The sequence below is a fragment of the Streptomyces fragilis genome (assembly GCF_003112515.1).
GTDB classification, from domain to species: domain Bacteria; phylum Actinomycetota; class Actinomycetes; order Streptomycetales; family Streptomycetaceae; genus Streptomyces; species Streptomyces fragilis.
The window spans coordinates 434,576-458,775 of sequence record NZ_BEVZ01000006.1 but is presented as its reverse complement, the minus strand read 5'-3'; the positions used below and the strand labels follow the sequence as shown (position 1 = coordinate 458,775).

The window sequence follows — 24,200 nt, the reverse complement described above, 5'->3', positions numbered from 1 at the left end:
CGAGTAGGTGAACCAAGCGTTCCCTCGAGGAAAGACGGCGGTCGCAGCGGCGTCACACAGTGCGGGGAACATGCTCCGGTGCCCAGGGCCGGGCGCGACGGGCGGAGGGGCCGAACGGAAGAAGGTACTCTGCTTCCGGGTATGACCAAGACCATAGAGCGGGCGCCAACAGCTGTGTTTCATACGGGACTTGGCGTCCCAGCTGCGAGGATGCGCGGCCTCCTCCACCTCCGCGCACCCCGCGGGCTGTGCGGATCTTGAGGCCCCTTGAAGAAAACCGCCGAGTGTGTATCTTTTTTGGATGTTGAACGGCTGCAGGCCTGGCCAACCAACCCAGGGGGTTCCATGGAGCAAACACTGTCCTTAGCCCGCGAAGAGCCGCGGATGTCCCGCTACGACCCGCCCGTCCCCTCCGTGCGCGGGCTGACGGCCACCGTGCCGCGGGAGTTCGTGCACCGGGCGTCCGTCGCCGAGGTGTTCCTCACGGGGTGGCATGAGCGTGGCAGTGATCGTTTCACGGTCTTCGCGCAGTGGCCCAGAGGGCACAGCTTCTACAGTCCGATCGCGAAGCACTACGACCCGATGCTCGCCGCGGAGACCATCCGCCAGGTGGGCGCCCTGCTGGCGCACGCCGCCTTCGACGTGCCGATGGGTCACCAATTCCTGATGTGGGAACTGTCCTACGACGTCGTTCCCGCTCTGCTGCGCATCGGGTCCGCCCCCATGGACCTGGAGATCGACGTGAGATGCGTCGAGATCAAGCGCCGCGGCGGACGACTGACGGGACTGCGGTACGAGGCGGTGCTCCGCTCCGAGGGCGAGATCGTCGCCGAGGGCGGGGCGCGGTACACCGTCACGACACCCGAGGCCTACCGTCGGCTGCGCGCCTCCCGGAACGCCGACGTGGTCGTGCCGGACACCTCGAACCGGCGCCTGTCCCCCCTCTTCGTCGGCCGCGCCGACCAGAACGACGTCGTCCTGGCCCGCACGGGAACCCCCGGACAATGGCTGCTGCACATCGACCTCTCACACCCCGTGCTCTTCGACCACTTCGTCGACCACGTGCCGGGCATGATGCTGCTGGAAGCCGCACGACAGGCGGCGCTCACGGTCGGCAGCCCGGAAGCACGACTCCTTCCGCAGGGCGTCGCGGGAACGTTTCACCGGTACGCCGAGCTGGACAGCCCTTGCTGGATCCACGTCAACTCGGTGACTCCGACCGTCCAAGGACAACGCGCCCGGATCACCGGACATCAAGGTGGCAACGCTGTCTTCACCGCGACGGTGGACCTGTTCACCGTGCCGGCGGGCGCCGGATGAACCGTGGACCGGACCGGCACGGCTTCCTCCGGAGCGCCGGGCAGCTCCGGACACCCGTGCGCCGCCCGGCCCGGGCCGGTCCGCCGTGGCAGGAGGTACCGGGGGAAGCGGGTCCGTTGCGCGGCCCGGCGGTCGCCACCGCCGGTTCCGCGCCGACGGACGGTGTCAGCCCGCTGTGCCGTCCGCCCGGACGGAGCCAGCACGGTCCTGGGACCGGGTGTCGAACACGCTGGACGTCCCCGCCGGGTTGAGCGCGGCGCGGTGCTCGGGGACGACCAGGGAGGGGAGCAGCAACTGCCAGAGTGACGTGAGTACGCCGGCCGAGATCCACTGCTCGTCCTCCCTTCCCAGCACGTCGAATCCCACGGTGGAGGCGACGATCACCGAAGCGGCGGCCTGCCGGGAGACGTGCGGCAGCAGAGCGCCCGCGCGGTCGGCCTCGGCCAGGAGCCGCTGGACGCAGCCGTGCCACTCCTGGCGCAGGTCCGTGTGGTTGTGCGTGTGCCGGTCGCAGTTCAGCTCGAGACCGACCTGAGTGACGAGGCTCGAACGCAGTGCTGCGACCAGCGCGTGGGAGGTGTCGATCAGGGACTGCAGCGGCGAGGTGCGCGAGTGTCGGACGTCCAGGGCGGCCGACCGGAGGGTCTCGATGGCCTCGGCCTCGACGGCGGCGGCGAGTTCCTCCTTGCCGGAGAAGTGGAAATACAGAGCTCCGGAACTGACACCCGCGTTTCGGCTGATCTCGGTGAGTCGGGAGCGGCTGAACCCGTGCCGGCGGAACGACGAAGCGGCTTCGGTCAGGAGCTGGTTCCGCGTGCGGACGGCTCGTTCTTGACGGGGCATGGCCTTCCTGTGGTCATGAAGAGGCGACGGATTGAGGGCATCCGCAGCGAATTATCAGGGATGGGGGTCTGTTTACGTAAGGGGTGGGATGCGACACCGAAGGAAGAAGCGAGACAGGGCTCTCCTTCCCCTCGAAATTATCGGTTCGTTTCGGGCAGAACGGACATCACTTCGACGTTGACAAACGGCGGAGTCGGTTTTTAAAGTCCCGATGACTGGCTTCTGGTAGGTAGCCGACCTGCTTCGATCAAGGGGGAAACAGTGACGCGCACCATGGAAAGCACAGTGAAGTCTCGAATATCCGGTTCCTGGGGATCCGGATTAGCGGAGGAGGGAGTGGGGTCCGCCACCGGCCGGGGGACATCGGGCGGGTGGCGGGTACTGGTCGTCGAGAGCAACGCCTCCGACGCGGACTCCCTCGTCCGCGGACTGCGGCGGCACAGTCACGAGGTCGACCACGTGAGGACGGGGTGTGCCGCTCTGGACCTGTACGAGCAAGCCGATCTGGTGCTTCTGGACCTGGAGCTGCCCGACCTGGACGGGCTGGACGTCTGCCGGAGCATCCGGCGGGGCAGTGACGTCCCGGTGATCGCGGTCACGGCCCGCAGCAGCGAACTCGACCGGGTGCTCGGCCTGCAGGCCGGCGCAGACGACTACTTGGTGAAGCCGTACGGGTTCCGGGAGCTGATGGCCCGCATCGAAGCCGTCATGCGCCGTGCCGGCCGGCAGCGGACGGAGAGCAGCGCCATCGAGCACGGCCCCCTCCGCATCGACCCCCGCACCCGGCAGGTCCGGGTGAACGGCGTCAGCGTCGAGATGACGCGCAAGGAGTTCGACCTTCTTCACCTCCTCGCCTCCCACCCCGGCGCCGTCATCTCGCGGCAGCAGGTCATGCGGCAGGTGTGGGGCGGCACGTGGTCGCGCCGCACCGTCGACACGCACGTCAGCAGTCTCCGCAACAAACTCGGGGAACGGGACTGGATCGTCACGGTCCGGGGAGTCGGATTTCAATTCGCTCCCGAATAGGGGAGGCGGGGGAATGGACCCCCGCTCGGCATAGCGCTCGGCGGAAAAGCTCCGGCGCACGGGATGATGAGCAGGACCACCCGTGTTCGTCCGGAGCTTTTCGCCTTTCTGCCGTCCGGCCGGCCGGACGGCCGCGTGAGCGGGCCGGTGGTGCGCGATCGCCAGGCCGCCGGGACGAGGGCATTTGACCCGCCTCTGACACTCCGCTTGCCCTCGTCGAAGAAAGCGGCAGTCATCTGACAAACCTGTCCGAGTCATGAACTTCGAAGGCTTGCCCACCGGCAGGGAAAACCCGGAACCTTGTTCACGGAGCCGGCCGCCGCGCGAAACGGCAGTGCGGCCGCTGTCGAAAGGGAGGAGGCTGCCAACGTGCGCAAGGTGCTGATCGCCAACCGTGGTGAGATCGCTGTCCGTGTCGCCCGGGCGTGCCGGGACGCGGGGATCGCGAGTGCCGCGGTGTACGCCGACCCGGACCGGGACGCTCCGCACGTCCGCGCGGCGGACGAGGCGTTCGCGCTGGGCGGGGACACTCCGGCCACCAGTTACCTCGACATCGCCAAGGTGCTCCGGGCGGCCAAGGACTCCGGGGCGGACGCGGTCCACCCCGGTTACGGCTTCCTGTCCGAGAACGCCGACTTCGCGCAGGCGGTGCTGGACGCGGGCCTGATCTGGATCGGTCCGCCGCCGCAGGCCATCCGCGACCTGGGCGACAAGGTGGCCGCCCGTCACATCGCACAGCGCGCCGGCGCCCCGCTGGTCGCGGGCACCCCCGACCCGGTCTCGGGCGCGGAGGAGGTCGTCGCCTTCGCCGAGGAGCACGGCCTGCCGATCGCGATCAAGGCCGCCTTCGGCGGCGGCGGCCGTGGCCTGAAGGTCGCCCGCACGCTGGAGGAGGTACCCGAGCTGTACGACTCCGCCGTCCGCGAGGCGGTGGCCGCCTTCGGCCGGGGTGAGTGCTTCGTCGAGCGTTACCTGGACAAGCCGCGTCACGTGGAGACCCAGTGCCTCGCCGACAAGTACGGCAACGTGGTGGTCGTCTCCACCCGTGACTGCTCCCTGCAGCGCCGCCACCAGAAGCTGGTCGAGGAGGCCCCCGCGCCGTTCCTCTCCGAGGCGCAGGTGGAGGAGCTGTACGCGGCGTCCAAGGCCATCCTCAAGGAGGCCGGCTACGTCGGCGCCGGCACGGTGGAGTTCCTGGTCGGCGCGGACGGCACCATCTCCTTCCTCGAGGTCAACACCCGCCTCCAGGTGGAGCACCCGGTCACCGAGGAGGTCGCCGGCATCGACCTGGTGCGCGAGATGTTCCGCATCGCCGACGGCGAGGAGCTGGGCTACGACGACCCGGAACCGCGCGGGCACTCCTTCGAGTTCCGCATCAACGGCGAGGACCCGGGGCGGGGCTTCCTGCCCGCCCCCGGCACGGTGACCACCTTCGCGCCGCCGTCCGGTCCGGGCGTGCGCCTGGACGCCGGGGTGGAGTCCGGCTCGGTCATCGGCCCGGCCTGGGACTCCCTGCTCGCCAAACTGATTGTCACCGGCTCCACCCGCGAGCAGGCGCTGCAGCGCGCCGCCCGGGCGCTGGAGGAGTTCCGCGTCGAAGGCATGGCCACCGCCCTGCCCTTCCACCGCGCGGTGGTCCGCGATCCGGCATTCGCCCCCGAACTGACCGGCTCGAAGGACCCGTTCACGGTCCACACCCGGTGGATCGAGACCGAGTTCGTCAACGACATCAAGCCCTTCACCGCCCCGGTCGACGCCGAGGCCGAGGAGGACACCACCCGCGAGACGGTCGTGGTCGAGATCGGCGGCAAGCGCCTGGAGGTCTCCCTGCCCGCCGCGCTGGGGATGTCGCTGGCACGCACCGGCCTGGCCGGGGGCGCCAGGCCCAAGCGTCGCGCGGCCAGGAGGTCCGGCCCCGCGGCCTCCGGCGACACCCTGGCCTCCCCGATGCAGGGCACCATCGTCAAGGTGGCCGTCGAGGAGGGCCAGAAGGTCCAGGAGGGCGACCTGATCGTCGTCCTGGAGGCCATGAAGATGGAACAGCCCCTCAACGCCCACCGCGCGGGCACCGTCAAGGGCCTGACCGCCGAGATCGGCGCCTCCGTCTCCTCCGGCGCCCCGATCTGCGAGATCAAGGACTGACCGGTGCTCCCCGGCCGGCCGACGCGGAACGATGCCCGGGTGTTTCCATTCCCCGCACTTTCCCCGTGGCCTTTCTCGACCATTTCGACCGGCCGGGCGAAGACCTGACGTGAATTGACCAGGATCTGACACAGACCGTATTGATCCGCCATATGGGCTCCTGCTTTATTTTGTATGGCTTTCATTTGCGCGGTCGCGCAGCCATGCACTCGTGAGTGGATTTCGGCTTTCCCCTGGGAGGGGTAAATGGATGCTTCTGTGATTGTCGTGGGTGCCGGCCCCGCCGGTCTCATGCTTGCCGGGGAACTGCGGGTCGCAGGTGTCGACGTCATCGTTCTCGAAAAACTGGAGAAGCGCACAGGGGAATCCCGCGGCCTCGGATTCACCGCCCGCACGATGGAGGTGTTCGACCAGCGGGGACTGCTGCCCCGGTTCGGTGAGGTGGAGACCAGCAACGTGGGTCACTTCGGCGGCCTTCCCGTCGACTTCGGGGTGCTCGCCGGTGCCCACCAGGCCGCCAAGACGGTGCCGCAGTCCCAGACCGAGGCCGTCCTGGAGGCCTGGGCGAAGGAGCTCGGCGCCGATCTTCGCCGAGGCCACGAGGTCCGCTCGGTCATCGAGAAGGAGGACTGCGTCGAGGTCGAGGTGGTCACCCCGGCGGGGGAGCGGACCCTGCGCGCGCAGTACCTCGTCGGCTGCGACGGCGGTCGCAGCACGGTGCGCAAGGCCGCCGGGTTCGACTTCCCCGGCACCCCGGCCACGCTCGAGATGTTCCTCGCCGACGTCAAGGGCCTCGACCTGCAGCCGCGGATGATCGGCGAGACGTTCCCGGGCGGCATGGTCATGGTCGGCCCGCTGCCCGGCGGCATCACCCGGCTGATCCTGTGCGAGAGGGGCACCCCGCCCCAGCGCCGCACGGCGCCTCCGTCGTACGACGAGATCGTGGCGGGCTGGAAGCGTGTGACCGGGGAGGACATCTCCCACGGCGAAGCGGTCTGGGTCAGCTCCTTCGGCGACGCCACCCGCCAGGTGACCGAGTACCGCCGCGGTCGCGTCGTCCTGGCCGGCGACTCGGCCCACATCCACCTGCCGGCCGGTGGCCAGGGCATGAACACCAGCATCCAGGATGCCGTCAACCTCGGCTGGAAGCTCGCCGCCGTGGTGCGCGGCAGGGCGCCGGAAGCCCTGCTGGACACCTACCACAGCGAGCGCCACCCGGTCGGCGAGCGGCTGATGATGAACACCCGTGCCCAGGGACTGCTGTTCCTGAGCGGGGCGGAGATGCAGCCGCTGCGCGACGTCATGTCGGAGCTCATCGAGTACGACGTCGTCAGCCGTCATCTGGCCGCCATGGTCAGCGGTCTGGAGATCCGCTACGACGTCGGCGGCGGCAGCCACCCGCTCCTCGGCCGGCGGATGCCGGACGTGGAACTGGCGGGCGACGGCCTGAGGACCGGCAGCACCCGGCTGCTGCACTCCGGGCGGGGCGTCCTGCTCGACCTGGCGGACAACCCTCGGCTGCGGCAGAGGGCGGTCGGCTGGACGGACCGCGTCGACGTGGTCACGGCCGCACCGCACAACCCGGCCGACGACAGCCCGCTCCACGGCACGGGCGCCGTCCTGATCCGCCCCGACGGCTACGTCGCCTGGGCCGCGCCGGGCAGCCACAGCGACCTGCCGATGGCCCTGGAGCGCTGGTTCGGACCCGCCCGCGGCGTCTGAGCACCGCTTCGTCCGCAACAAGCCACACCGCCCACAGGACACGGGGGCCGGCTTCTTCCCCCGGTCCAGGTTGTTGAGGAGAGAGCACGATGCACAGCACTTTGATCGTGGCCCGAATGGAACCGAGCGCGCACGCCGACGTCGCCGAGCTGTTCGCCGCATTCGACGCCACGGAGATGCCCCACCGCATGGGGACCCGGCGACGCCAGCTGTTCTCGTACCGAGGGCTGTACTTCCACCTGCAGGACTTCGACACCGACAACGGCGGCGAGCGCATCGAGGACGCGAAGACCGACCCCCGCTTCGTCCGGATCAGCGAGGACCTGAAGCCGTTCATCGAGGCGTACGACCCCGCGACCTGGCGCTCGCCCGCCGACGCGATGGCCACGCGCTTCTACACCTGGGAGGCGTCGAAGTGACCGGCCGACGCGTCGTGATCACCGGCATCGAAGTCCTCGCGCCCGGTGGCGTCGGCAGGAAGAGTTTCTGGGACCTGATCAGCAGCGGCCGCACCGCGACGCGCGGCATCACCTTCTTCGATCCGTCCCCGTTCCGCTCCCGTGTCGCCGCCGAGATCGACTTCGACCCCTACGAACACGGTCTGACCCCGCAGGAGGTCCGCCGCATGGACCGTGCCGCGCAGCTCGCGGTGGTGGCCGCGCGCGGCGCCGTGCAGGACAGCGGCCTGGACCTCACGGACCTGGACCCCTACCGGGTCGGGGTCACCGTCGGCAGCGCGGTCGGCGCGACCATGGGGCTCGACGAGGAGTACCGCGTGGTCAGTGACGGCGGCAGGCTCGACCTCGTCGACCACACCTACGCGGCCCCGCATCTCTACAACCACCTGGTCCCCAGCTCGTTCGCCGCCGAGGTCGCGTGGGCCGTGGGCGCGGAGGGTCCCAGCACCGTCGTCTCGACGGGCTGCACGTCCGGGATCGACTCGGTCGGTTACGCCGTGGAACTGATCCGCGAGGGATCCGCCGACGTCATGGTCGCCGGTTCCTCGGACGCTCCGATCTCGCCGATCACCATGGCGTGCTTCGACGCCATCAAGGCGACCACGCCCCGCCACGACGATCCGGAGCGCGCCTCCCGTCCCTTCGACGGCACGCGCAACGGGTTCGTCCTCGGCGAAGGAGCCGCGGTCTTCGTCCTCGAGGAGCTGGAGAGCGCCCGGCGGCGCGGTGCCCACGTCTACGCGGAGATCGCCGGCTACGCCACGCGCAGCAACGCGTACCACATGACCGGCCTGCGGCCGGACGGTGCCGAGATGGCCGAGGCCATCCGTGTCGCGCTGGACGAGGCGCGGATGAACGCCGAGCAGATCGACTACATCAACGCGCACGGTTCGGGGACCAAGCAGAACGACCGGCACGAGACCGCCGCGTTCAAGAAGAGTCTGGGCGACCACGCGTACCGCACCCCGGTCAGCTCCATCAAGTCCATGGTGGGGCACTCCCTGGGCGCCATCGGTTCCATCGAGATCGCCGCCTCCGCGCTCGCCATGGAGCACAACGTGGTGCCCCCCACGGCGAACCTGCACACCCCGGACCCGGAGTGCGACCTCGACTACGTGCCGCTGACGGCCCGCGACCAGCTGACCGACACCGTCCTGACGGTGGGCAGCGGGTTCGGCGGCTTCCAGAGCGCGATGGTGCTCGCCCGTCCGGAGAGGAGCTTGGCATGACCGCCTCTGTGGTGGTGACCGGCCTGGGCGTCGCCGCGCCCAACGGCCTGGGGACGCGCGACTTCTGGGATGCGACCCGGAACGGCAAGAACGCGATCGGCCGCGTCACCCGCTTCGACCCGTCGGGGTATCCGGCCCGGCTCGCCGGGGAGGTGCCCGGGTTCGTGGCCGCGGACCACCTGCCCAGCCGGCTGCTTCCGCAGACCGACCACATGACGCAGATGGCCCTGGCGGCGACCGACTGGGCCCTCGCCGACGCGGGGGTCGAGCCCGCGGACCTGCCCGAGTTCGACATGGGGGTGGTCACCGCCAGTGCCTCGGGCGGCTTCGAGTTCGGCCAGGGCGAGCTGCGCAAGCTGTGGAGCCAGGGCAGCCAGTACGTCTCCGCGTACCAGTCCTTCGCCTGGTTCTACGCGGTCAACAGCGGCCAGATATCCATCCGCAACGGCATGAAGGGCCCCAGCGGCGTCGTCGTCACCGACCAGGCGGGCGGTCTGGACGCCGTGGCCCAGGCCCGCCGCCAGATCCGCAAGGGCACCCCGCTCATCGTCTCCGGCGGCGTCGACGCCTCGATCTGCCCCTGGGGCTGGGTGGCCCAGCTGGCCGGCGGACGGCTGAGCACCAGCGACGAACCGGACCGGGCCTACCTGCCCTTCGACCGGGAGGCCCGGGGGCACGTGCCCGGCGAGGGCGGTGCGATCCTGATCATGGAGGCCGCCGACGCGGCCCGTGCCCGTGGCGCACGGATCTACGGCGAGATCTCCGGCTACGGTGCGACCTTCGACCCGAGGCCGGGCAGCGGGCGGGCCCCCGGGCTGCGCAAGGCGATCGAACTGGCACTGGCGGACGCCCGGGCCGAGGCCGGCGACGTCGACGTGGTCTTCGCCGACGCGGCCGCCCTCCCGGACCTCGACCGCGTCGAGGCCGAGGCACTCACCGCCGTCTTCGGACGGCGCGGCGTCCCCGTCACGGCGCCCAAGACCATGACCGGGCGCCTGTACTCCGGAGCCGGCCCCCTCGACCTGGCCGCCGCCCTCCTGGCGATCGAGGAGGGGCTCATCCCTCCCACGGTGAACGTCGAACCCGCCGAGGAGTACGGCCTGGACCTGGTGAACGGAGCGGCGAGGACCGCCGAGGTACGCACGGGCCTCGTCCTCGCCCGTGGCCAGGGCGGCTTCAACTCCGCCGTCGTCGTGCGCGCCGTCGACTGACGGGCCCGCCGGCACCCCCATCCGCACATCTCTTCCGATCCGTTCCACCGACCCATCGCACAGACAAGGAATGCCCGTGAGCGCACAGGAATTCACCCTCGACTCCCTCAAGCGCATCCTGCTGGAGGCGGCAGGGATGGCCGAGGACGTCGACCTCGGCGGGGACATCCTCGACACCGACTTCGAGGACCTCGGCTACGAGTCCCTCGCCCTGCTGGAGACCGGCAGCCGCATCGAGCGCGAGTACGGCATCACGCTCGACGACTCGGTGCTCACCGAAGCCCGTACGCCGCGCGCGCTCATCGACGCGGTCAACGCGCACCTCATGTCCGGCGCCACCGTCGCCTGACCCCCTCCCACACGGCCGCCGGGTGCCGACCCCCGCACCCGGCGGCCCCGCCCCTCGCCATCGACTGGAGAAGTGAGAAACATGCCGCAGCAGGACAAGCGGGTCGCCCTCGTCACCGGCGCCACCAGCGGGATCGGTCTGGCCTGTGCCAGGGTCCTGGCGGAACAGGGCCACCAGGTGTTCATCGGAGCGCGCAGCGCGGACGCCGTCGCCGACACGGTCAAGCAGCTGCAGGCCGACGGGTTCGACGTGGACGGGACGACGCTCGACGTGCGGTCGCAGCCCTCCGTGGAAGCCTTCGTCCGTGCCGCCGTCGACCGGTTCGGTCCCGTCGACGTCCTGGTCAACAATGCCGGTCGCAGCGGCGGCGGAGTGACCGCCGACATCGGCGACGACCTGTGGAACGACGTCATGGACACCAACCTCAACAGCGTCTTCCGCATGACCCGGGAGACCCTGAACGCCGGCGGCATGCGGGAGAAGGACCGCGGCCGGATCATCAACATCGCCTCCACCGCGGGCAAGCAGGGCGTGGTCCTGGGCGCCCCGTACTCGGCCTCCAAGCACGGGGTCGTCGGTTTCACCAAGGCACTCGGCAACGAGCTGGCCCCCACCGGGATCACCGTCAACGCGGTGTGCCCGGGGTACGTCGAGACACCGATGGCGCAGCGGGTGCGCCAGGGGTACGCCGCCGCCTACGACACGTCCGAGGACGCCATCCTGCAGAAGTTCCGGGCGAAGATCCCGCTCGGCCGCTACTCGACTCCCGAGGAGGTCGCCGGGCTGGTGGGCTACCTCGCCTCCGACACCGCCGCCTCGATCACCGCGCAGGCGCTGAACGTCTGCGGCGGTCTCGGCAACTTCTGAGTCCCCCGCCCCACGTGAAGGAAGGAAGTCCGTCATGACGACCCGTGAGGTCGAGCACGAGATCACCGTCGACGCCCCGGCCGCCGAGGTGTACCGGCTGCTGGCCGACGTGGAGAACTGGCCGCGCATCTTCCCGCCCACCATCTTCGTCGAGCAGGTCGAACGCACCGGCGACCAGGAGCGCATTCGCATCTGGGCGACCGCCAACGGCGAGGCCAAGAGCTGGTCCTCACGCCGCACCCTCGACGAGCGGGCCCTGCGGATCGACTTCCGGCAGGAGGTCTCCGCGCCGCCCGTCGCGTCCATGGGCGGGGCCTGGATCATCGAGCGCGTCACCGAGGCGCGCTCCCGGGTCCGGCTGCTGCACGACTACCGGGCCGTCGACGACGACCCCGGTTCCCTGAAGTGGATCGACGAGGCGGTCGACCAGAACTCCCGCTCGGAGCTCGCCGCGCTGAAGAGCAACGTGGAACGGGCGCACGCCGACCGGGACCTGACGTTCTCCTTCGAGGACACCGTGCGCATCGCCGGTTCGGCCAAGGACGTCTACGACTTCGTCAACGAGGCCGACAAGTGGGACGAGCGGCTGCCGCACGTGGCCAAGGTCCGCCTCGAGGAGGACGCGGTGGGCCTGCAGACGCTGGAGATGGACACCCGCGCCAAGGACGGCAGCGTGCACACCACCAAGTCGTACCGCGTCTGCTTCCCGAACCACAGGATCGCCTACAAGCAGGTCACCCTGCCCGCGCTCATGACCCTGCACACCGGCTACTGGACCTTCGAGGACGACGGGGACGGGGTGCGGGCCTCCTCCCAGCACACGGTCGTGCTCAACACCGCGAACATCGAGCGGGTGCTGGGGCCGGACGCCACGGTGGAGGACGCCAGGACGTACGTGCACAACGCGCTGAGCACCAACAGCCGCGCGACGCTCGGGCACGCCAAGGACTACGCCGAGAGCAGGCGCTGAGCGTGGCGAGCACCCCCTTGGACACCCAGGTCGTCGTGGTCGGCGCCGGCCCCGTGGGGCTGATGCTCGCCGGCGAGCTGCGGCTCGGCGGCGCGGACGTCGTCGTGCTGGAACAGCGCACGGCGCCGACCACCGAGTCGCGCGCCTCCACCCTGCACGCCCGCACCATGGAGATCCTGGACAGCCGCGGCCTGCTCGACGCCGTCGGCGTCCCGCCGAACCAGCCCAGGGGCCACTTCGGCGGCATCCCCCTCGACCTGACCCTGCCGAGCCCCTACCCCGGCCAGTGGAAGGTGCCGCAGACGAAGGTCGAGGAGGTCCTGGGCGCCTGGGCCGTCTCCTCGGGCGCCGACGTGCGCCGCGGGCACACCGTGTGCGGCCTCACCGTCGAGGACGACCACGTCGAGGTGGAGGCGGCCACCTCCAGCGGCACCGTCCGGCTGCGCGCGCTGTGCGTGGTGGCCTGCGACGGCGAGCGGAGCACGGTGCGCCGGCTCACCGGGGCCCGTTTCCCGGGCGCGGACGCCTCCCGGGAACTGCTCAGGGCCGACGTGGCCGGCATCGAGGTCCCCGACCGGCGCTTCGAACGGCTGGAGCGCGGTCTGGCCATCGCGGCCCGCCGGCCCGACGGGGTGACCCGTGTCATGGTGCACGAGTTCGGCAGCGTCGCGCGCGAGCGCGGTGAGGAGCCCTCCTTCGAGGAGTTCGCCCGCACCTGGGAGCGCGTCACCGGCGAGGACATCGGCCACGGCACCCCGCTGTGGGTCAACTCCTTCGGCGACGCGTCACGGCAGCTCGAACGCTACCGCGACGGGCGCGTCCTCTACGCGGGAGACGCCGCCCACCAGCAGATGCCGATCGGCGGCCAGGCACTCAACCTCGGCCTGCAGGACGCGTACAACCTGGGCTGGAAGCTGGCCGTCCAGGTGTCCCGCAGAGCGTCCGAGGGGCTGCTCGACAGCTACCACGACGAGCGGCACCCCGTGGGGCGCCGGACCCTGGCCAACATCAGGGCCCAGGCCACGCTCCTGCTGGGCGGCCCGGAGGCCGAGGACCTGCGCGGTGTCATCGACGAGATGATCGGCCTGCCGGACGGCCGCGCGCGGCTGGCCGGGATGATCTCCGGCCTGGACGTGCGGTACGAGGTGGGCGGCGGCGAACACCCCCTGCTCGGCGCCCGCCTGCCCGAACTGCGGCTGGAGACCGCCCCGGGAAGCACCACGACCACGACCGCGCTGCTGCGCACCGGGCGCGGGCTGCTGCTCGACCTGTCCGGCGACGACGACCGGTTCGCCCGGCTGCGGGAGACCGCCGCGGACTGGACCGACCGGGTCACCGCGGTGGCGGCCCGCCCGGCGGACACGGACGGGCCGGACCCCCTGGCCGGCGCGGACACCGTCCTCGTCCGGCCCGACGGCCACGTGGTGTCCGCCGGCACGGACACCGACGGGCTGGTACCCGTCCTGCGGCGCTGGTTCGGGCTGCCGGCGTCCGAACCCACCCCACCGGCGGCGGCTGCCGCGCAGACCGCAACACCGACCACATCTGTCACCGAGCGGAGGAACGACATGGGCAGGCTCACCGGAAAGACGGCACTCGTCACGGGGTCCAGCCGGGGCATGGGCCGGGCGACCGCGCTGCGGCTGGCGGCGGACGGCGCGCTCGTCGCCGTGCACTACGCCCGCGGCAAGGAGGAGGCGGAGGACGTCGTCGCCACGATCGAGAAGGACGGGGGCCGGGCCTTCACCGTGCGCGCCGAACTCGGTGTCCCCGGCGACGTGCACGAGCTCTTCCTCGGCCTGGAGGAGGGACTGCGGGAGCGGACCGGTAGCACCGCCCTCGACATCCTGGTCAACAACGCCGGGGTGATGGGCGGAGTCAAGCCCGAGGAGACCACGCCCGACCGGTTCGACGAGATCTTCGCGGTCAACGCCAAGGCCCCGTTCTTCCTCATCCAGCGCGCACTGAAGAACCTGCGCGACGGCGGACGGATCATCAACATCTCCTCCGGTCTGACCCGCTTCGCCAATCCGGACGAGATCGCCTACGCCATGGCCAAGGGCGCGGTCGAGCAACTGGCCCTGCACTTCGCCAAGTACCTCGGCCCGCGCCGCATCACCATCAACAGCGTGGCGCCCGGCATCACCCGCAACGGCTCCCCGGTCTTCGACATCCCCGAGGCGGTGGAGCAGATGGCCGCGATGTCCGCCTTCAACCGGGTGGGCGAGCCCGAGGACGTCGCCGACGTGGTGGCCTTCCTCGCCTCCGACGACGCCCGCTGGATCACCGGCTCGTTCGTCGACGCCACCGGCGGCACGCTGCTGGGCTGAGGAGACCGGCGCCTCCCACCGCGCTGGCGGGGGCGGCCGCCCCGGCACGGCCGCCCTCCGCCCCGGCACTTCCCCGCACCCACTTCCCCGCACCCTTTCCGCTTTCCGAACAGGTACCGGACAACGCCATGACGACGCTGCAGACCTCCGCAGGCACCTCCGTGCGCACGGTGTGGAGCCCGAGCATGTGGGCGCTGCTGGCCGTGCTCGCGGGCAACATGCTCATCGACGCGCTCGAAGTGTCCGTGCTGATCGTCGCCCTGCCCGCCATCGGCGCGGACCTGGCCCTCCCGGTCACCTCGGCGCAGTGGCTCATGACGGGCTTCGCCCTCGGCTTCGGCGGGCTGATGCTGTTCGCCGGACGTGTGGTCGCCCTGCTGGGCAGGCGGAGGGTCTACCTCCTCGCACTCCTGGCCTTCGCGCTCGCCTCCCTCGCGGCCGGGTTCCTGGACAGCCCCGGACTTCTGCTCGTCACCCGGGTGGTGAAGGGCTTCTGCGCCGCCCTCACCGCGCCGACGGGGCTGTCCATCATCACCACGGCCTTCCGCGAGGGGGCGGACCGCAACCGCGCGGTCTCCGTCTACACCTTCTTCGGCGCCTGCGGGTTCACCGCGGGACTGGTGCTGTCCGGCCTGCTCACGCCGGTGGACTGGCACTGGGTGCTGGCCTTCCCCGCCCCGGTGGTCCTCGTGCTGTTCGCCGCCGGACTGCGCCTGGTCCCCGCCGACCCGCCGTCCGCCGCCGGACCGCGTCACTACGACCTGCCCGGCGCGGCCGCGCTGAGCGGCGCCCTGCTCACCCTGGTGTACGCCGTCGTGCACGTGCCGGAGCAGGGATGGGGCGACGCGCGGGTCGTCGCGGCCTTCGCCGGCACGGTCGTGCTGGGCGTCTGCTTCGTCCTGGCGGAGAGGTCGGCCCCCGAGCCGCTGATACCCGTCGGGCTGCTCGCGAACGCGGCGATGATCCGCTCCGCGCTCGCGGCGGCCGCGCTCAACGGCTCCCACCTCGGGCTGCTGCTCATCCTCAGCTACCGCACCCAGCACGACCTGGGCTGGGGCCCCCTGCGCACCGCCTGCGCCTTCCTGCCGGCCGGCGCCCCCCTGGTCGTGACGGCCCTGCTGTCGGGCCGGCTGGTGGCCCGCTTCGGCGCGCCCCGGCTCGTCGCGGCGGGACTCCTCCTGCCGACGGCCGGTTACGCCTGGTACCAGTGGGGGCCGCACCCGACGTCGTACGCGACCGGGATGCTGCCGGCGCTGCTCCTGGTGGGGGCGGGCTTCGTGCTCGCCTTCGCCGCACTGAACCTGCAGGCCACGGCGGAGGTGCCGGCGGCCGGACGGGGCGCCGCCGGGGCCGTCTACCAGACGGCCGTACAGACCGGCGCACTGGTGACGCTCTCGGTCGTGGCCGCGGTCATGGCCGGCGGAGGTCCGGCGGCGGGACTGGTCGCCGCGGTGGGCGGCGGCGGGTTCCTCGTCGCCCTGACCGGACTGCGCCGTCGGGCGGGGCGGGGCTGACGTGCCTGGGCCCGCCCACCGGCAGGAGGTGCAGGTGTGGCTGCGCACCGCACCGTGGGACGGTCTCGACACCGCCGTCCTGGATGCCCGCGAGCGGCGTCGTGCGCGGTCCTTCGTACGCCCGGACGACGGGGCCCGGTACGCCGCGGCGCACACCGCCCTGCGCGAGATCCTGGGCCGGCACCTGCGGATTCCCGCCCGGGAGGTGCCGTTCGAGCGGCTGCCCTGCGCCCGCTGCGGCGCCCCGCACGGGCGTCCCGTGCTGGCCGCTCCGTACGCCGCGCTCCAGTTCTCGCTCTCGCACAGCGGCAGCATGGTGCTGATCGCGGTCTCCACCGCGAGGGTCGGCGCCGACGTGCAGCGGATCCCGTCGGCGGGCACGGTCGCCGCGTGCACCCGCGCCCTCCACCCGGAGGAGCAGCGGGAGCTGGCCGCGCGGGCGGGGGCGGACCGGTGCCGGGCGTTCGCCCGGATCTGGACCCGCAAGGAGGCCTACCTCAAGGCACTGGGCACAGGGCTGTGCCGCCCCGCGTCGCTCGACCGTCTCGGCACCGGCACCGGCACCGGCACAGGCCCAGGCGCCGGCGGCAACGGCGGCGGGCCCCGGGGCTGGTCCTTCTTCGACCTTCCCTGCGGCCCCGGCCACAGCGCCGCGGTGGCGGTCCGGGGGACGGGGGTAGGCCCCCCGGTCCTGCGCAGGCTGCCGCACCCGGCGTACCCCCATTCCGTGGATCGTGAAGGAGTAAGTCCGTGAACCGACTGGACGAACTGACCGACATCAAGGCGCAGGCCCTGCGCGGCCCGAGCGACAGGGCCACCGAGGCGCAGCACGCCAAGGGCAAGCTGACGGCGCGCGAGCGGATCGGGCTCCTGCTGGACAAGGGGTCGTTCACCGAGGTCGAAACCTTGCGCCGGCACCGGGCGACGGGCTTCGGCCTGGAGGAGAAGAAGCCGTACACCGACGGCGTCGTGACCGGCTGGGGCACCGTGCACGGACGCACCGTCTTCGTCTACGCCCACGACTTCCGCATCTTCGGCGGCGCCCTGGGCGAGGCGCACGCCCAGAAGATCCACAAGATCATGGACATGGCCGAAGCCGCGGGCGCTCCCCTGATCAGCCTCAACGACGGGGCCGGCGCCCGGATCCAGGAAGGGGTGACGGCACTCGCCGGGTACGGGGGGATCTTCCGGCGCAACACCCGGGCCTCCGGCGTCATCCCGCAGATATCGGTGATGCTCGGCCCCTGCGCCGGCGGGGCCGCGTACTCCCCGGCACTCACCGACTTCGTGTTCATGGTCCGCGACACCTCGCAGATGTTCATCACCGGCCCGGACGTGGTGCGCGCCGTCACCGGCGAGGAGATCACCCAGAACGCCCTGGGCGGTGCCGACGTGCACGCCGGCACGTCGGGGGTGGCGCACTTCGCCTACGACGACGAGGAGAGCTGCCTGGAGGACGTCCGCCACCTGCTCGGCCTCCTCCCCTCGAACAACCGCGACCTGCCGCCGCACGAGTTCAGTGGCGACCCCGCGGAGCGGAGCTGCGACGCCCTGCTCGACCTCGTGCCCAGCGAACCGGGGCGCTCCTACGACATGCGCGCGGTGGTCGAGGAGATCGTCGACAACGGGGAGTTCTTCGAGGTCCACCCCGGCTGGGCGCCCAATATCCTCTGCGCCCTCGCCCGAATGGACGGGAACGTCGTGGGAATCGTCGCGAACAATCCCCGGTCCATGGCGGGAGTCCTCGACATCGAGGCGTCGGAGAAGGGGGCTCGATTCGTCCAGTTCTGCGACGCGTTCAACATTCCGCTCGTGACGCTGGTGGACGTCCCCGGATTCCTGCCGGGCGTCGACCAGGAGCACGGCGGAATCATCCGGCGCGGGGCCAAACTGCTCTACGCGTACTGCAACGCCACCGTGCCGCGCGTCTCCCTGGTGCTGCGCAAGGCCTACGGCGGCGCCTACATCGTCATGGACTCCCGGTCGATCGGCGCGGACCTCGCCTTCGCCTGGCCGTCCAACGAGATCGCCGTCATGGGGGCCGAAGGCGCCGCGAACGTCATCTTCCGGCGTGAGATCGCCGCGGCCCCGAACCCGGACGAGGTACGGGCGGCGAAGATCGAGGAGTACAGGACCGCGCTCATGCACCCGTACTACGCGGCCGAACGCGGCCTGGTCGACGACGTGATCGACCCGCGTGACACCCGTTCGGTCCTCATCAGGGCGCTCGCCATGCTGCGGGACAAGCACGCGGGCCTTCCCTCCCGCAAGCACGGAAATCCCCCGCAGTGACCGGGCGGGAACCCGCCGGCGAAGAATTGACATTGACGTGACAGCCCCTTGTACATGTCTGACGCGCGATTTCTTGAAGCGTGATCCTCCGCCGACGATCCTGTTGTTCGGGTCATTCGTGAAAGCAACGTGAAAGCAAGGGGAAAAGGCCGCGGCGGAAAGCAGCGGCCGTCCGCCGCGCCCGTCCTTTCGAAGGAGTCGAAATGAGCGCACAGAACGTCGTCCTCGTCACGGCGGCCACCGGGAACCTGGGACCGCACGCCGCGGCCCGTCTGCTGGACGCGGGCGTCTCCGTCCGGGCCCTCGTACTGCCCGACGACCCCCATCGTGACCGGCTGCCCGAGGGGGTGGAGGTCTTCCACGGAGACCTCGCCGACCCGGACAGCCTCGACGCCGCGCTGGACGGCGTCGACGGCGTCTTCCTCATGTGGCCCTTCTTCACCCTCAACGTGGACACGGCCCCGGCCGTCGTGAAGAAGATCGAGGCCACGGCGCGGAGGGTCGCCTTCGTCTCCTCCGTCGGGGTGCACATCGGCCTGGAGCCGGTGGACAACAACTGCCACGCCTACATGGAGCAGTTGCTCGAGGGCACCAGCCTGGACTGGACCTTCCTGCGCACCACCGGGTTCCACTGCAACGCACTGGGCTTCGCCCCGCAGATCCGGGCCGGCGACGTCGTCCGCTACCCCTACGGCGCGGCCACCCGCACCTCGGTCGACGAGAGGGACCTGGCCGCGGTCGGCGCCGCGGTGCTCACCACCGACGGGCACGCCGGCAAGAAGTACCTGGTCTCCGGCCCCGAGGAGGTGTCCCAGGCGGAACAGGTGCGCATCATCGGAGAGGTGATCGGGCGCGAACTGCGCTGGGAGGACATCGAACACGACGCCGCCCGCCGGGCGATGGTCGACTCCGGCTGGCCGGCCTCGTACGCGGACGGCGCACTGGACTACTTCGCCCAGCTCACCACCACACCGGAAGTGAGGTCCGACGCCGTGCGAGAACTGACGGGCAGGCCCGCGCGCACGTTCCGCGAGTGGGCCCTCGACCGGGCCGACGCGTTCCGGTGAGCGCCGTCATCCCGCAGAAGGCGGGCTTCGCGGCGTTCCACGTGTTCGGCGTCCGCCGGCCCGCGGCGGCCGGCAGACTGGGGGCGGTCCTCGCCGAGGCCGTGGCCGAGCGGCTGCCCCGGCGGCCCGGGTTCGTCTCGGCCCGCGTCCACCGGACCACCGACGACACCCGGGTGGTCACGCGGATCCTCTGGCGCGACCGGAAGGACCACGCGGCGGCCGTCGAGGACGGCGTCCTGCCCGCCGCGCTGCGCGAGGGCGGACGGGGCCCGGGGAACCGGCCCGTGGTCGAGTTCCTCGGGACACCCGTGCCGGGCATCACCGGTCCCCAGGAGGGCGAGCCCCCCGGCGTCGTCGCCGTCGCCACACGACACCTGCGCGACGGGGCCTCCTTCCACTCCCTGATGGGGCTGCTGGAACGGAGCGAGGAGTGGAAGCGCCACCATCCGGGCTTCATCCGGGCCACCCCCTACCGGGGGCTCGACGGCGTCACCTTCGTCAACTACCCGGAATGGGCGGACGAGGAGTCGTACCGGGCCTGGATGGCGGACCCCCGCCTGCCCCGTGGGCAGGAGGAGATCGCCCGGCTGGAGGCCGCGCGGCCCGAGTACCTCCTGTGCACGGTGACCGCCCACATCGACGCCGAGGAGGTGCGCGCGTGACATCCCCCGGTGACGTGATCCGCGTCGAGAAGGGCGCGGCGACCCCCGAGGAACTGGCCGTCCTGGTCACCGTGCTGACCTGCCGCCGGCCCCAGGCCCCCGTCGTCCCCGGGCGGCGGACCGGGCCCCGGTGGAGCCGCCCCGAACGGACCCCGCGCTTTCCGGGCCCCCGCAGCTGGCGGGCCTGAGAGCGCCCCGAGCGAGTCAGGAAGGCAGCAGATGAGAACCGAACCGACAGAGCTCGACCTCCCCGATCCCGCCAACTCCCGTGAGGCCGCCCGTCCGCCGGCCCCCCTCCTGGCGGGCGAGGACGAGAACGAGGCCGAGCCGCACATCCTGCGGGGTCTGGACTGACGGGCGGGGCGGACACGCACGGACCCGAGGTGCGTGCCGCCCGCCGCCCCCCCGCCGCTCCCCACCCCCTCACCGCTCGAAGATCGCCGCTTCCCGCCACCCTCGCCGCTCGCCGCTCGAAGACCGGAGTCCGATCCCGTATGACACCGCACACCGCGCTCCCCGTCCCGTCCTCCCCGGCCCGACGCGTGCTGCTCGACGCCGGCGGCGTCGAACTGTCCGGGCTCCTCGCCGTTCCGCGGGGGAGGCCGCGGGCCACCGTCGTCGCACTGCACGGTGGCGGCATGAGCGCCGGGTACTTCGACGGACCGGCCCACCCCGATCTCTCCCTGCTGCGTCTGGGCGCGGAGCTCGGCTACACGGTCCTGGCCGTGGACCGCCCCGGCTACGGGCACTCCGCGGCGGCGCTGCCGGAGGGCCAGTCCCTGGCGGAGCAGGCGACGACGCTGAACCACCTGCTGCGCGACTTCGCCGCACACCACGACATCGGGGCCGGCTACTTCCTGCTCGCCCACTCCTACGGCGGGAAGCTGGCCCTCACCGCGGCGGCCGCCGCCGACCCCAGCCGGCTGCTGGGCCTCGACATCTCCGGATGCGGTCACCGGTACGCCACGCCGCCGCGGCGGTCGTCCGCACGGGGCGGCGACTGGAAGCGCAACTGGGGTCCCTTGAGCCTGTATCCACCGGGTACGTTCCGCGCCTCCACGGAGCTGGTGCGGCCGATGCCGGCGCGGGAATGGACGGAGGCGGCGCGTTGGCCGGAGGTCTTCCCCACCGTCGCGGCCGGGGTGCGCGTGCCCGTACGGTTCACCTTCGCCGAGCACGAGTACTGGTGGCGGCACGACGACGAGGCGGTGGCGGACCTCGTCGCCCACCTGGCCCCCGCGCACACCGTCGTCGACCGTGCCGCCCGTGCGGGCCACAACATCAGCCTCGGCTGGGCCGCACGCGCGTACCACCTGAAGGCACTCGCCTTCCTGGAGAGCTGTCTCCTTCCGGGGACGGACGGGATCCGGCCCGACGCCGCCCGGGTGCCCGAGCCCGCCCGGGCATGACCGGACATGACGGCCGTGGCCCAGGACCGGCCCGCGCTGTCGCAGGAGTTCGTGGACGGCCCGGCGGGGCGCGTGCGAGGATCTGGGCCGATCACCCGGTCCCTGTCCGCCGGTTCGTCGCCGAAGCGGTCGGGACCTGACGGAACCGCCGGCCGCTCCCAGCCCGGCAGGCCGACCGCGCGGGCGTCGGGGCACGGCGGCTGGTGGGCGGGCCGGGACGGGCCGTGGCGCACATGCGCCTCGGCGACCGTGGGCACGAACACAGGAAGCAGGCCACCACATGAAGGACGAGTCGGGGATGCTGGCCGGGAAGGTCATGCTGATCACCGGAGCGAGCAGCGGGATCGGGGCGGCCGCGGCGAGGGTGGCGGCACGGCACGGTGCCACACTCGTGCTGATGGCGCGCCGCGGGGCGAGGCTGCAGGCCCTGGCCGACGCATTACGGGCCGAGGGGGCCGAGGTCTCCTGGTCGGCGGGAGACGTGTCGGACGCCCATGACGTGCGGCGGACCCTCGACCTGACGGTCGAGCGGTACGGCACGCTGGACGCCGCGTTCAACAACGCGGGCGTGGCAACGAAGCCGGCCCTCCTGCACGAGACCGACGACGCACAGCTCGACGCGGTGCTCGACGTCAATCTGCGGGGCGTCTGGCTGTGCATGAAGTACCAGGTCAAGGCCATGCTCGCGAGCGGCTCGGGCGGCGCGATCGTCAACAACAGCAGCGTGGCCGGACTGCGCGCCACCTCCGCCGGTCCTGCCTACGTCGCCGCCAAGCACGCCGTGCTCGGGCTGACCAAGTCGGCCGCGGCCCAGTACGCCGAGCACGGCATAAGGGTCAACGCCCTCGCGACCGGCCTCACCCGCTCGGAGATGTCCGAAGCCGTCTTCGCCCGTGATCCGGGCGCGGAGGACCGGATGCGGCGCCGGAACCCGCAGGGCAGGGTGGCCGACCCGGAGGAGGTGGCGCAGGCCGCGGCGTGGCTGTGCAGTGACCTGGCCGGCTTCGTCACCGGTGCGACGCTGGCGGTGGACGGCGGGGCGGGCGCCTGGTGACCGTCCGCCGACGGATCGCACCGGCGACGGCGGGTGTTCCCCGGCGAGGTACGGGCCGGCCCGTCCGGGAACGCTGCGAACTGCCCCGACCGGAGCGCGGAGACCTCACACCGGTCTTCTCGCACCGGTCCTCACAGTCCAGGCAGTGGAAGCGCCACCCGTCGTCCCAGACCGAACTCCTCGGCCTCGTCGGTACTGACGACCGCGACGACTCCGGCCGGGACCCCGGGCAGCGTGGCTACGCGGGACGCCACCTCCAGAAGATCCGCCTGGCCGGCTCCGGTGACGAAGAAGACGTAGACGTCCCCGTCCTCCTCTCCGCCCGGCTCGACCGGGGGCGAGCCGCGTCAGCAGCCCTGCTCAGGCCGGAAAGGAACGCCGGACTCCCCAAGACGGTCGAAGCCGGCGAGGCGCGGCGAGACGACGAAGGGGAAGGATCCGCCATCGGGGGTCCTGAGAGCCGCCACGATGTCATGGTCCGGTGCACCGAATATCTCGAAGTGCTGCACGGTGCAGTGCTCCATCACCTCGCGGATGTACGGATCCGAGAGCCGCCAGTGGGCGCGGATGGCATCGGAGTCGCGGTAGAGCTGGAAGCTGTGCGCCAACATCCGCTCCTCGTCGATGAAGACGTCGACCATGAGCTGAGGGCCGTGCTCTTGAGCGAATGCCACCGCCTGCGCGATGGCGCGCCGGAAACCGTCGAGGTGACCGTCCGCGATGCGCATGGTGTTGCGGAAGAGAATGGTGCTGCTCCTTGTGGTCGCCATGTGCCGAGTGTTGCGCCTCAACCAAGGTTGAGGTCAAGGGTGCGGCCCGGCCGGGGATCCGGCGACGACACCGAGGCTGCTGATGGAGACGAACCGGCCTCTGGGGCCGCGGACCTGGTGGCCGCCGGACGGGAGTCCGCCGTGACTCCCTCGCGGCCGCCCCCTTGAGCGGATGCTGCAACGTGGCCCGGGCGCCTGTGGCCGGCGTGCTCGGCCGGGCGTTCAGCGGTTCCTCCTCGGCGGCCGGTCAGCAGGCCGAGCACGTGGTGCGTGAGGGTGAGGAAGTCGGGTGAGCGATGATGACGGTGACAGGGCGACGGCGGTACGAGGAAGCCGGTGCGAATCCGGCGCGGTCCCGCCACTGTGATCGGCGAGCGGATCCCATGAAGGCCACTGCCCCCGAGGGCGGGAAGACCGGGACGAGCGACGACCCGAGAGCCAGGAGACTCACGCGGTCGCCTCCTCGACGGAACCCCGGGGCGGATCTCCCCGGAGAGAGGAAGGCTCGGCCATGCCCGAGAAGCCCGACGGAGACGGCCGGCACCGCTCGTCGCTGGATCCGGTGCCCTACCGGGTGGTCGTGTGCCGCGACTGCTGCTGCGGCACCTCCAAGGTGACCGGTGTCGATCATGCGGCGCAGATCGAACGACTGCGCGCGGCTGTGCCGGTGCGAATATCGGACTGCCTCGACGCGTGCGACCAGGCCAACGTGGTGGTGGTGCGGCCTTCGGCGGCCGGCCGCGCTGCCGGGGCACGGCCGGTGTGGCTGGGTCTGGTGAACGATCCGGACGCCACCGAGGACATCGCCGCCTGGGTGCGCGCCGGAGGACCCGGCGTGGCCCCCCTCCCGGACATCCTCGGCCTGTACGTGTTCACCCCGCCGCGCCGCCGTGCCACCGGCTGAGCGACACGGCGGCGCGGCGGGCGGGCCTTGTCCGTCACCACCAGGTCGTGGGCGCCGCCGA

At 71.6% G+C, this 24,200-nt stretch carries 24 protein-coding genes and 1 riboswitch; of the genes, 21 read left to right on the top strand and 3 right to left on the bottom strand.

Translation table 11 applies throughout. The features are described from left to right. The first annotated feature begins 384 nt into the window (after positions 1–384). The gene (locus Sfr03f_RS22875) at positions 385–1,320 is read left to right on the top strand and encodes a ScbA/BarX family gamma-butyrolactone biosynthesis protein (RefSeq protein WP_108955856.1); all 936 of its coding nucleotides are present in this window, start codon (positions 385–387) and stop codon (positions 1,318–1,320) included. 165 nt (positions 1,321–1,485) lie between these two features. Here Sfr03f_RS22875 and Sfr03f_RS22870 read toward each other — a convergent pair whose 3' ends face one another. Continuing rightward, complete coding sequence (locus tag Sfr03f_RS22870) at positions 1,486–2,163, bottom strand: ScbR family autoregulator-binding transcription factor (RefSeq protein WP_108955855.1); 678 nt, start codon at positions 2,161–2,163, stop codon at positions 1,486–1,488. A gap of 336 nt (positions 2,164–2,499) precedes the next feature. Between Sfr03f_RS22870 and Sfr03f_RS22865 the strand changes: the two genes are divergently transcribed. The 19 genes from Sfr03f_RS22865 (at position 2,500) to Sfr03f_RS22775 (ending at position 22,465) form a co-directional block, all read left to right on the top strand. Continuing rightward, positions 2,500–3,189, top strand: coding sequence for a response regulator transcription factor (locus Sfr03f_RS22865; protein WP_245967709.1), 690 nt, complete (start codon positions 2,500–2,502; stop codon positions 3,187–3,189). Between the two features lie 369 nt (positions 3,190–3,558). Continuing rightward, positions 3,559–5,331: an acetyl/propionyl/methylcrotonyl-CoA carboxylase subunit alpha gene (locus Sfr03f_RS22860; RefSeq protein WP_108955854.1), complete on the top strand. Its 1,773-nt coding sequence runs from the start codon at positions 3,559–3,561 to the stop codon at positions 5,329–5,331. 246 nt (positions 5,332–5,577) lie between these two features. Then, positions 5,578–7,053: an FAD-dependent monooxygenase gene (locus Sfr03f_RS22855; RefSeq protein WP_108955853.1), complete on the top strand. Its 1,476-nt coding sequence runs from the start codon at positions 5,578–5,580 to the stop codon at positions 7,051–7,053. An 89-nt stretch (positions 7,054–7,142) separates the two neighbouring features. Then, entirely contained in the window at positions 7,143–7,472 is a 330-nt protein-coding gene (locus Sfr03f_RS22850) for a TcmI family type II polyketide cyclase (protein WP_108955852.1), read from the top strand. Next, positions 7,469–8,740, top strand: coding sequence for a beta-ketoacyl-[acyl-carrier-protein] synthase family protein (locus Sfr03f_RS22845; protein WP_108955851.1), 1,272 nt, complete (start codon positions 7,469–7,471; stop codon positions 8,738–8,740). The genes Sfr03f_RS22850 and Sfr03f_RS22845 overlap by 4 nt, the downstream gene beginning before the upstream one ends. Continuing rightward, positions 8,737–9,951, top strand: a complete 1,215-nt coding sequence (locus tag Sfr03f_RS22840; RefSeq protein WP_108955850.1) for a ketosynthase chain-length factor — start codon at positions 8,737–8,739, stop codon at positions 9,949–9,951. Before Sfr03f_RS22845 ends, Sfr03f_RS22840 begins: the two co-directional genes overlap by 4 nt. Positions 9,952–10,027: 76 nt before the next feature. Next, complete coding sequence (locus Sfr03f_RS22835; protein WP_174721634.1) at positions 10,028–10,300, top strand: acyl carrier protein; 273 nt, start codon at positions 10,028–10,030, stop codon at positions 10,298–10,300. Between the two features lie 81 nt (positions 10,301–10,381). Next, positions 10,382–11,167 (top strand): 3-oxoacyl-ACP reductase FabG, encoded by a 786-nt coding sequence (gene fabG, locus Sfr03f_RS22830; RefSeq protein WP_108955848.1) that lies wholly within the window; start codon positions 10,382–10,384, stop codon positions 11,165–11,167. A gap of 34 nt (positions 11,168–11,201) precedes the next feature. Continuing rightward, positions 11,202–12,137 carry an aromatase/cyclase gene (locus Sfr03f_RS22825; protein WP_108955847.1) on the top strand — a complete coding sequence of 312 codons (936 nt, stop codon included), beginning with the start codon at positions 11,202–11,204 and terminating at the stop codon, positions 12,135–12,137. Between the two features lie 2 nt (positions 12,138–12,139). Further along, positions 12,140–14,467, top strand: coding sequence for an SDR family oxidoreductase (locus Sfr03f_RS22820; RefSeq protein ID WP_281262848.1), 2,328 nt, complete (start codon positions 12,140–12,142; stop codon positions 14,465–14,467). A 128-nt stretch (positions 14,468–14,595) separates the two neighbouring features. Further along, positions 14,596–15,981: an MFS transporter gene (locus Sfr03f_RS22815; protein WP_108955846.1), complete on the top strand. Its 1,386-nt coding sequence runs from the start codon at positions 14,596–14,598 to the stop codon at positions 15,979–15,981. 1 nt (position 15,982) lies between these two features. Further along, complete coding sequence (locus Sfr03f_RS22810) at positions 15,983–16,735, top strand: 4'-phosphopantetheinyl transferase family protein (RefSeq protein WP_159105714.1); 753 nt, start codon at positions 15,983–15,985, stop codon at positions 16,733–16,735. Further along, positions 16,732–18,273: an acyl-CoA carboxylase subunit beta gene (locus Sfr03f_RS22805; protein ID WP_108955844.1), complete on the top strand. Its 1,542-nt coding sequence runs from the start codon at positions 16,732–16,734 to the stop codon at positions 18,271–18,273. Before Sfr03f_RS22810 ends, Sfr03f_RS22805 begins: the two co-directional genes overlap by 4 nt. A 203-nt stretch (positions 18,274–18,476) precedes the next feature. After that, the gene (locus Sfr03f_RS22800; protein WP_108955843.1) at positions 18,477–19,340 is read left to right on the top strand and encodes an NAD(P)H-binding protein; all 864 of its coding nucleotides are present in this window, start codon (positions 18,477–18,479) and stop codon (positions 19,338–19,340) included. Then, positions 19,337–20,002, top strand: a complete 666-nt coding sequence (locus Sfr03f_RS22795) for an antibiotic biosynthesis monooxygenase (protein ID WP_108955842.1) — start codon at positions 19,337–19,339, stop codon at positions 20,000–20,002. The genes Sfr03f_RS22800 and Sfr03f_RS22795 overlap by 4 nt, the downstream gene beginning before the upstream one ends. Next, on the top strand, positions 19,999–20,190 hold the full coding sequence (locus Sfr03f_RS30370) for an acyl-CoA carboxylase subunit epsilon (protein WP_159105713.1): 192 nt from the start codon (positions 19,999–20,001) through the stop codon (positions 20,188–20,190). Before Sfr03f_RS22795 ends, Sfr03f_RS30370 begins: the two co-directional genes overlap by 4 nt. 31 nt (positions 20,191–20,221) lie before the next feature. Then, on the top strand, positions 20,222–20,356 hold the full coding sequence (locus tag Sfr03f_RS22785) for a surface protein (RefSeq protein WP_108955840.1): 135 nt from the start codon (positions 20,222–20,224) through the stop codon (positions 20,354–20,356). Positions 20,357–20,496: 140 nt separating this feature from the next. After that, a complete protein-coding gene (locus Sfr03f_RS22780; RefSeq protein ID WP_108955839.1) occupies positions 20,497–21,411 on the top strand; it encodes an alpha/beta hydrolase in 915 nt (304 codons plus the stop codon). A gap of 280 nt (positions 21,412–21,691) precedes the next feature. Further along, entirely contained in the window at positions 21,692–22,465 is a 774-nt protein-coding gene (locus Sfr03f_RS22775) for an SDR family NAD(P)-dependent oxidoreductase (protein WP_108955838.1), read from the top strand. A 131-nt stretch (positions 22,466–22,596) separates the two neighbouring features. Here Sfr03f_RS22775 and Sfr03f_RS31555 read toward each other — a convergent pair whose 3' ends face one another. Then, positions 22,597–22,719 carry a hypothetical protein gene (locus tag Sfr03f_RS31555; RefSeq protein WP_281262847.1) on the bottom strand — a complete coding sequence of 41 codons (123 nt, stop codon included), beginning with the start codon at positions 22,717–22,719 and terminating at the stop codon, positions 22,597–22,599. A 93-nt stretch (positions 22,720–22,812) separates the two neighbouring features. Beyond that, entirely contained in the window at positions 22,813–23,235 is a 423-nt protein-coding gene (locus Sfr03f_RS22765) for a hypothetical protein (RefSeq protein WP_108955837.1), read from the bottom strand. A 326-nt stretch (positions 23,236–23,561) separates the two neighbouring features. Beyond that, a riboswitch (cobalamin riboswitch) is annotated at positions 23,562–23,684 on the top strand. 62 nt (positions 23,685–23,746) lie between these two features. Here Sfr03f_RS22765 and Sfr03f_RS22760 point away from each other — a divergent pair. After that, positions 23,747–24,139 (top strand): hypothetical protein, encoded by a 393-nt coding sequence (locus Sfr03f_RS22760; protein ID WP_108955836.1) that lies wholly within the window; start codon positions 23,747–23,749, stop codon positions 24,137–24,139. The last annotated feature ends 61 nt before the right edge of the window (positions 24,140–24,200 follow it).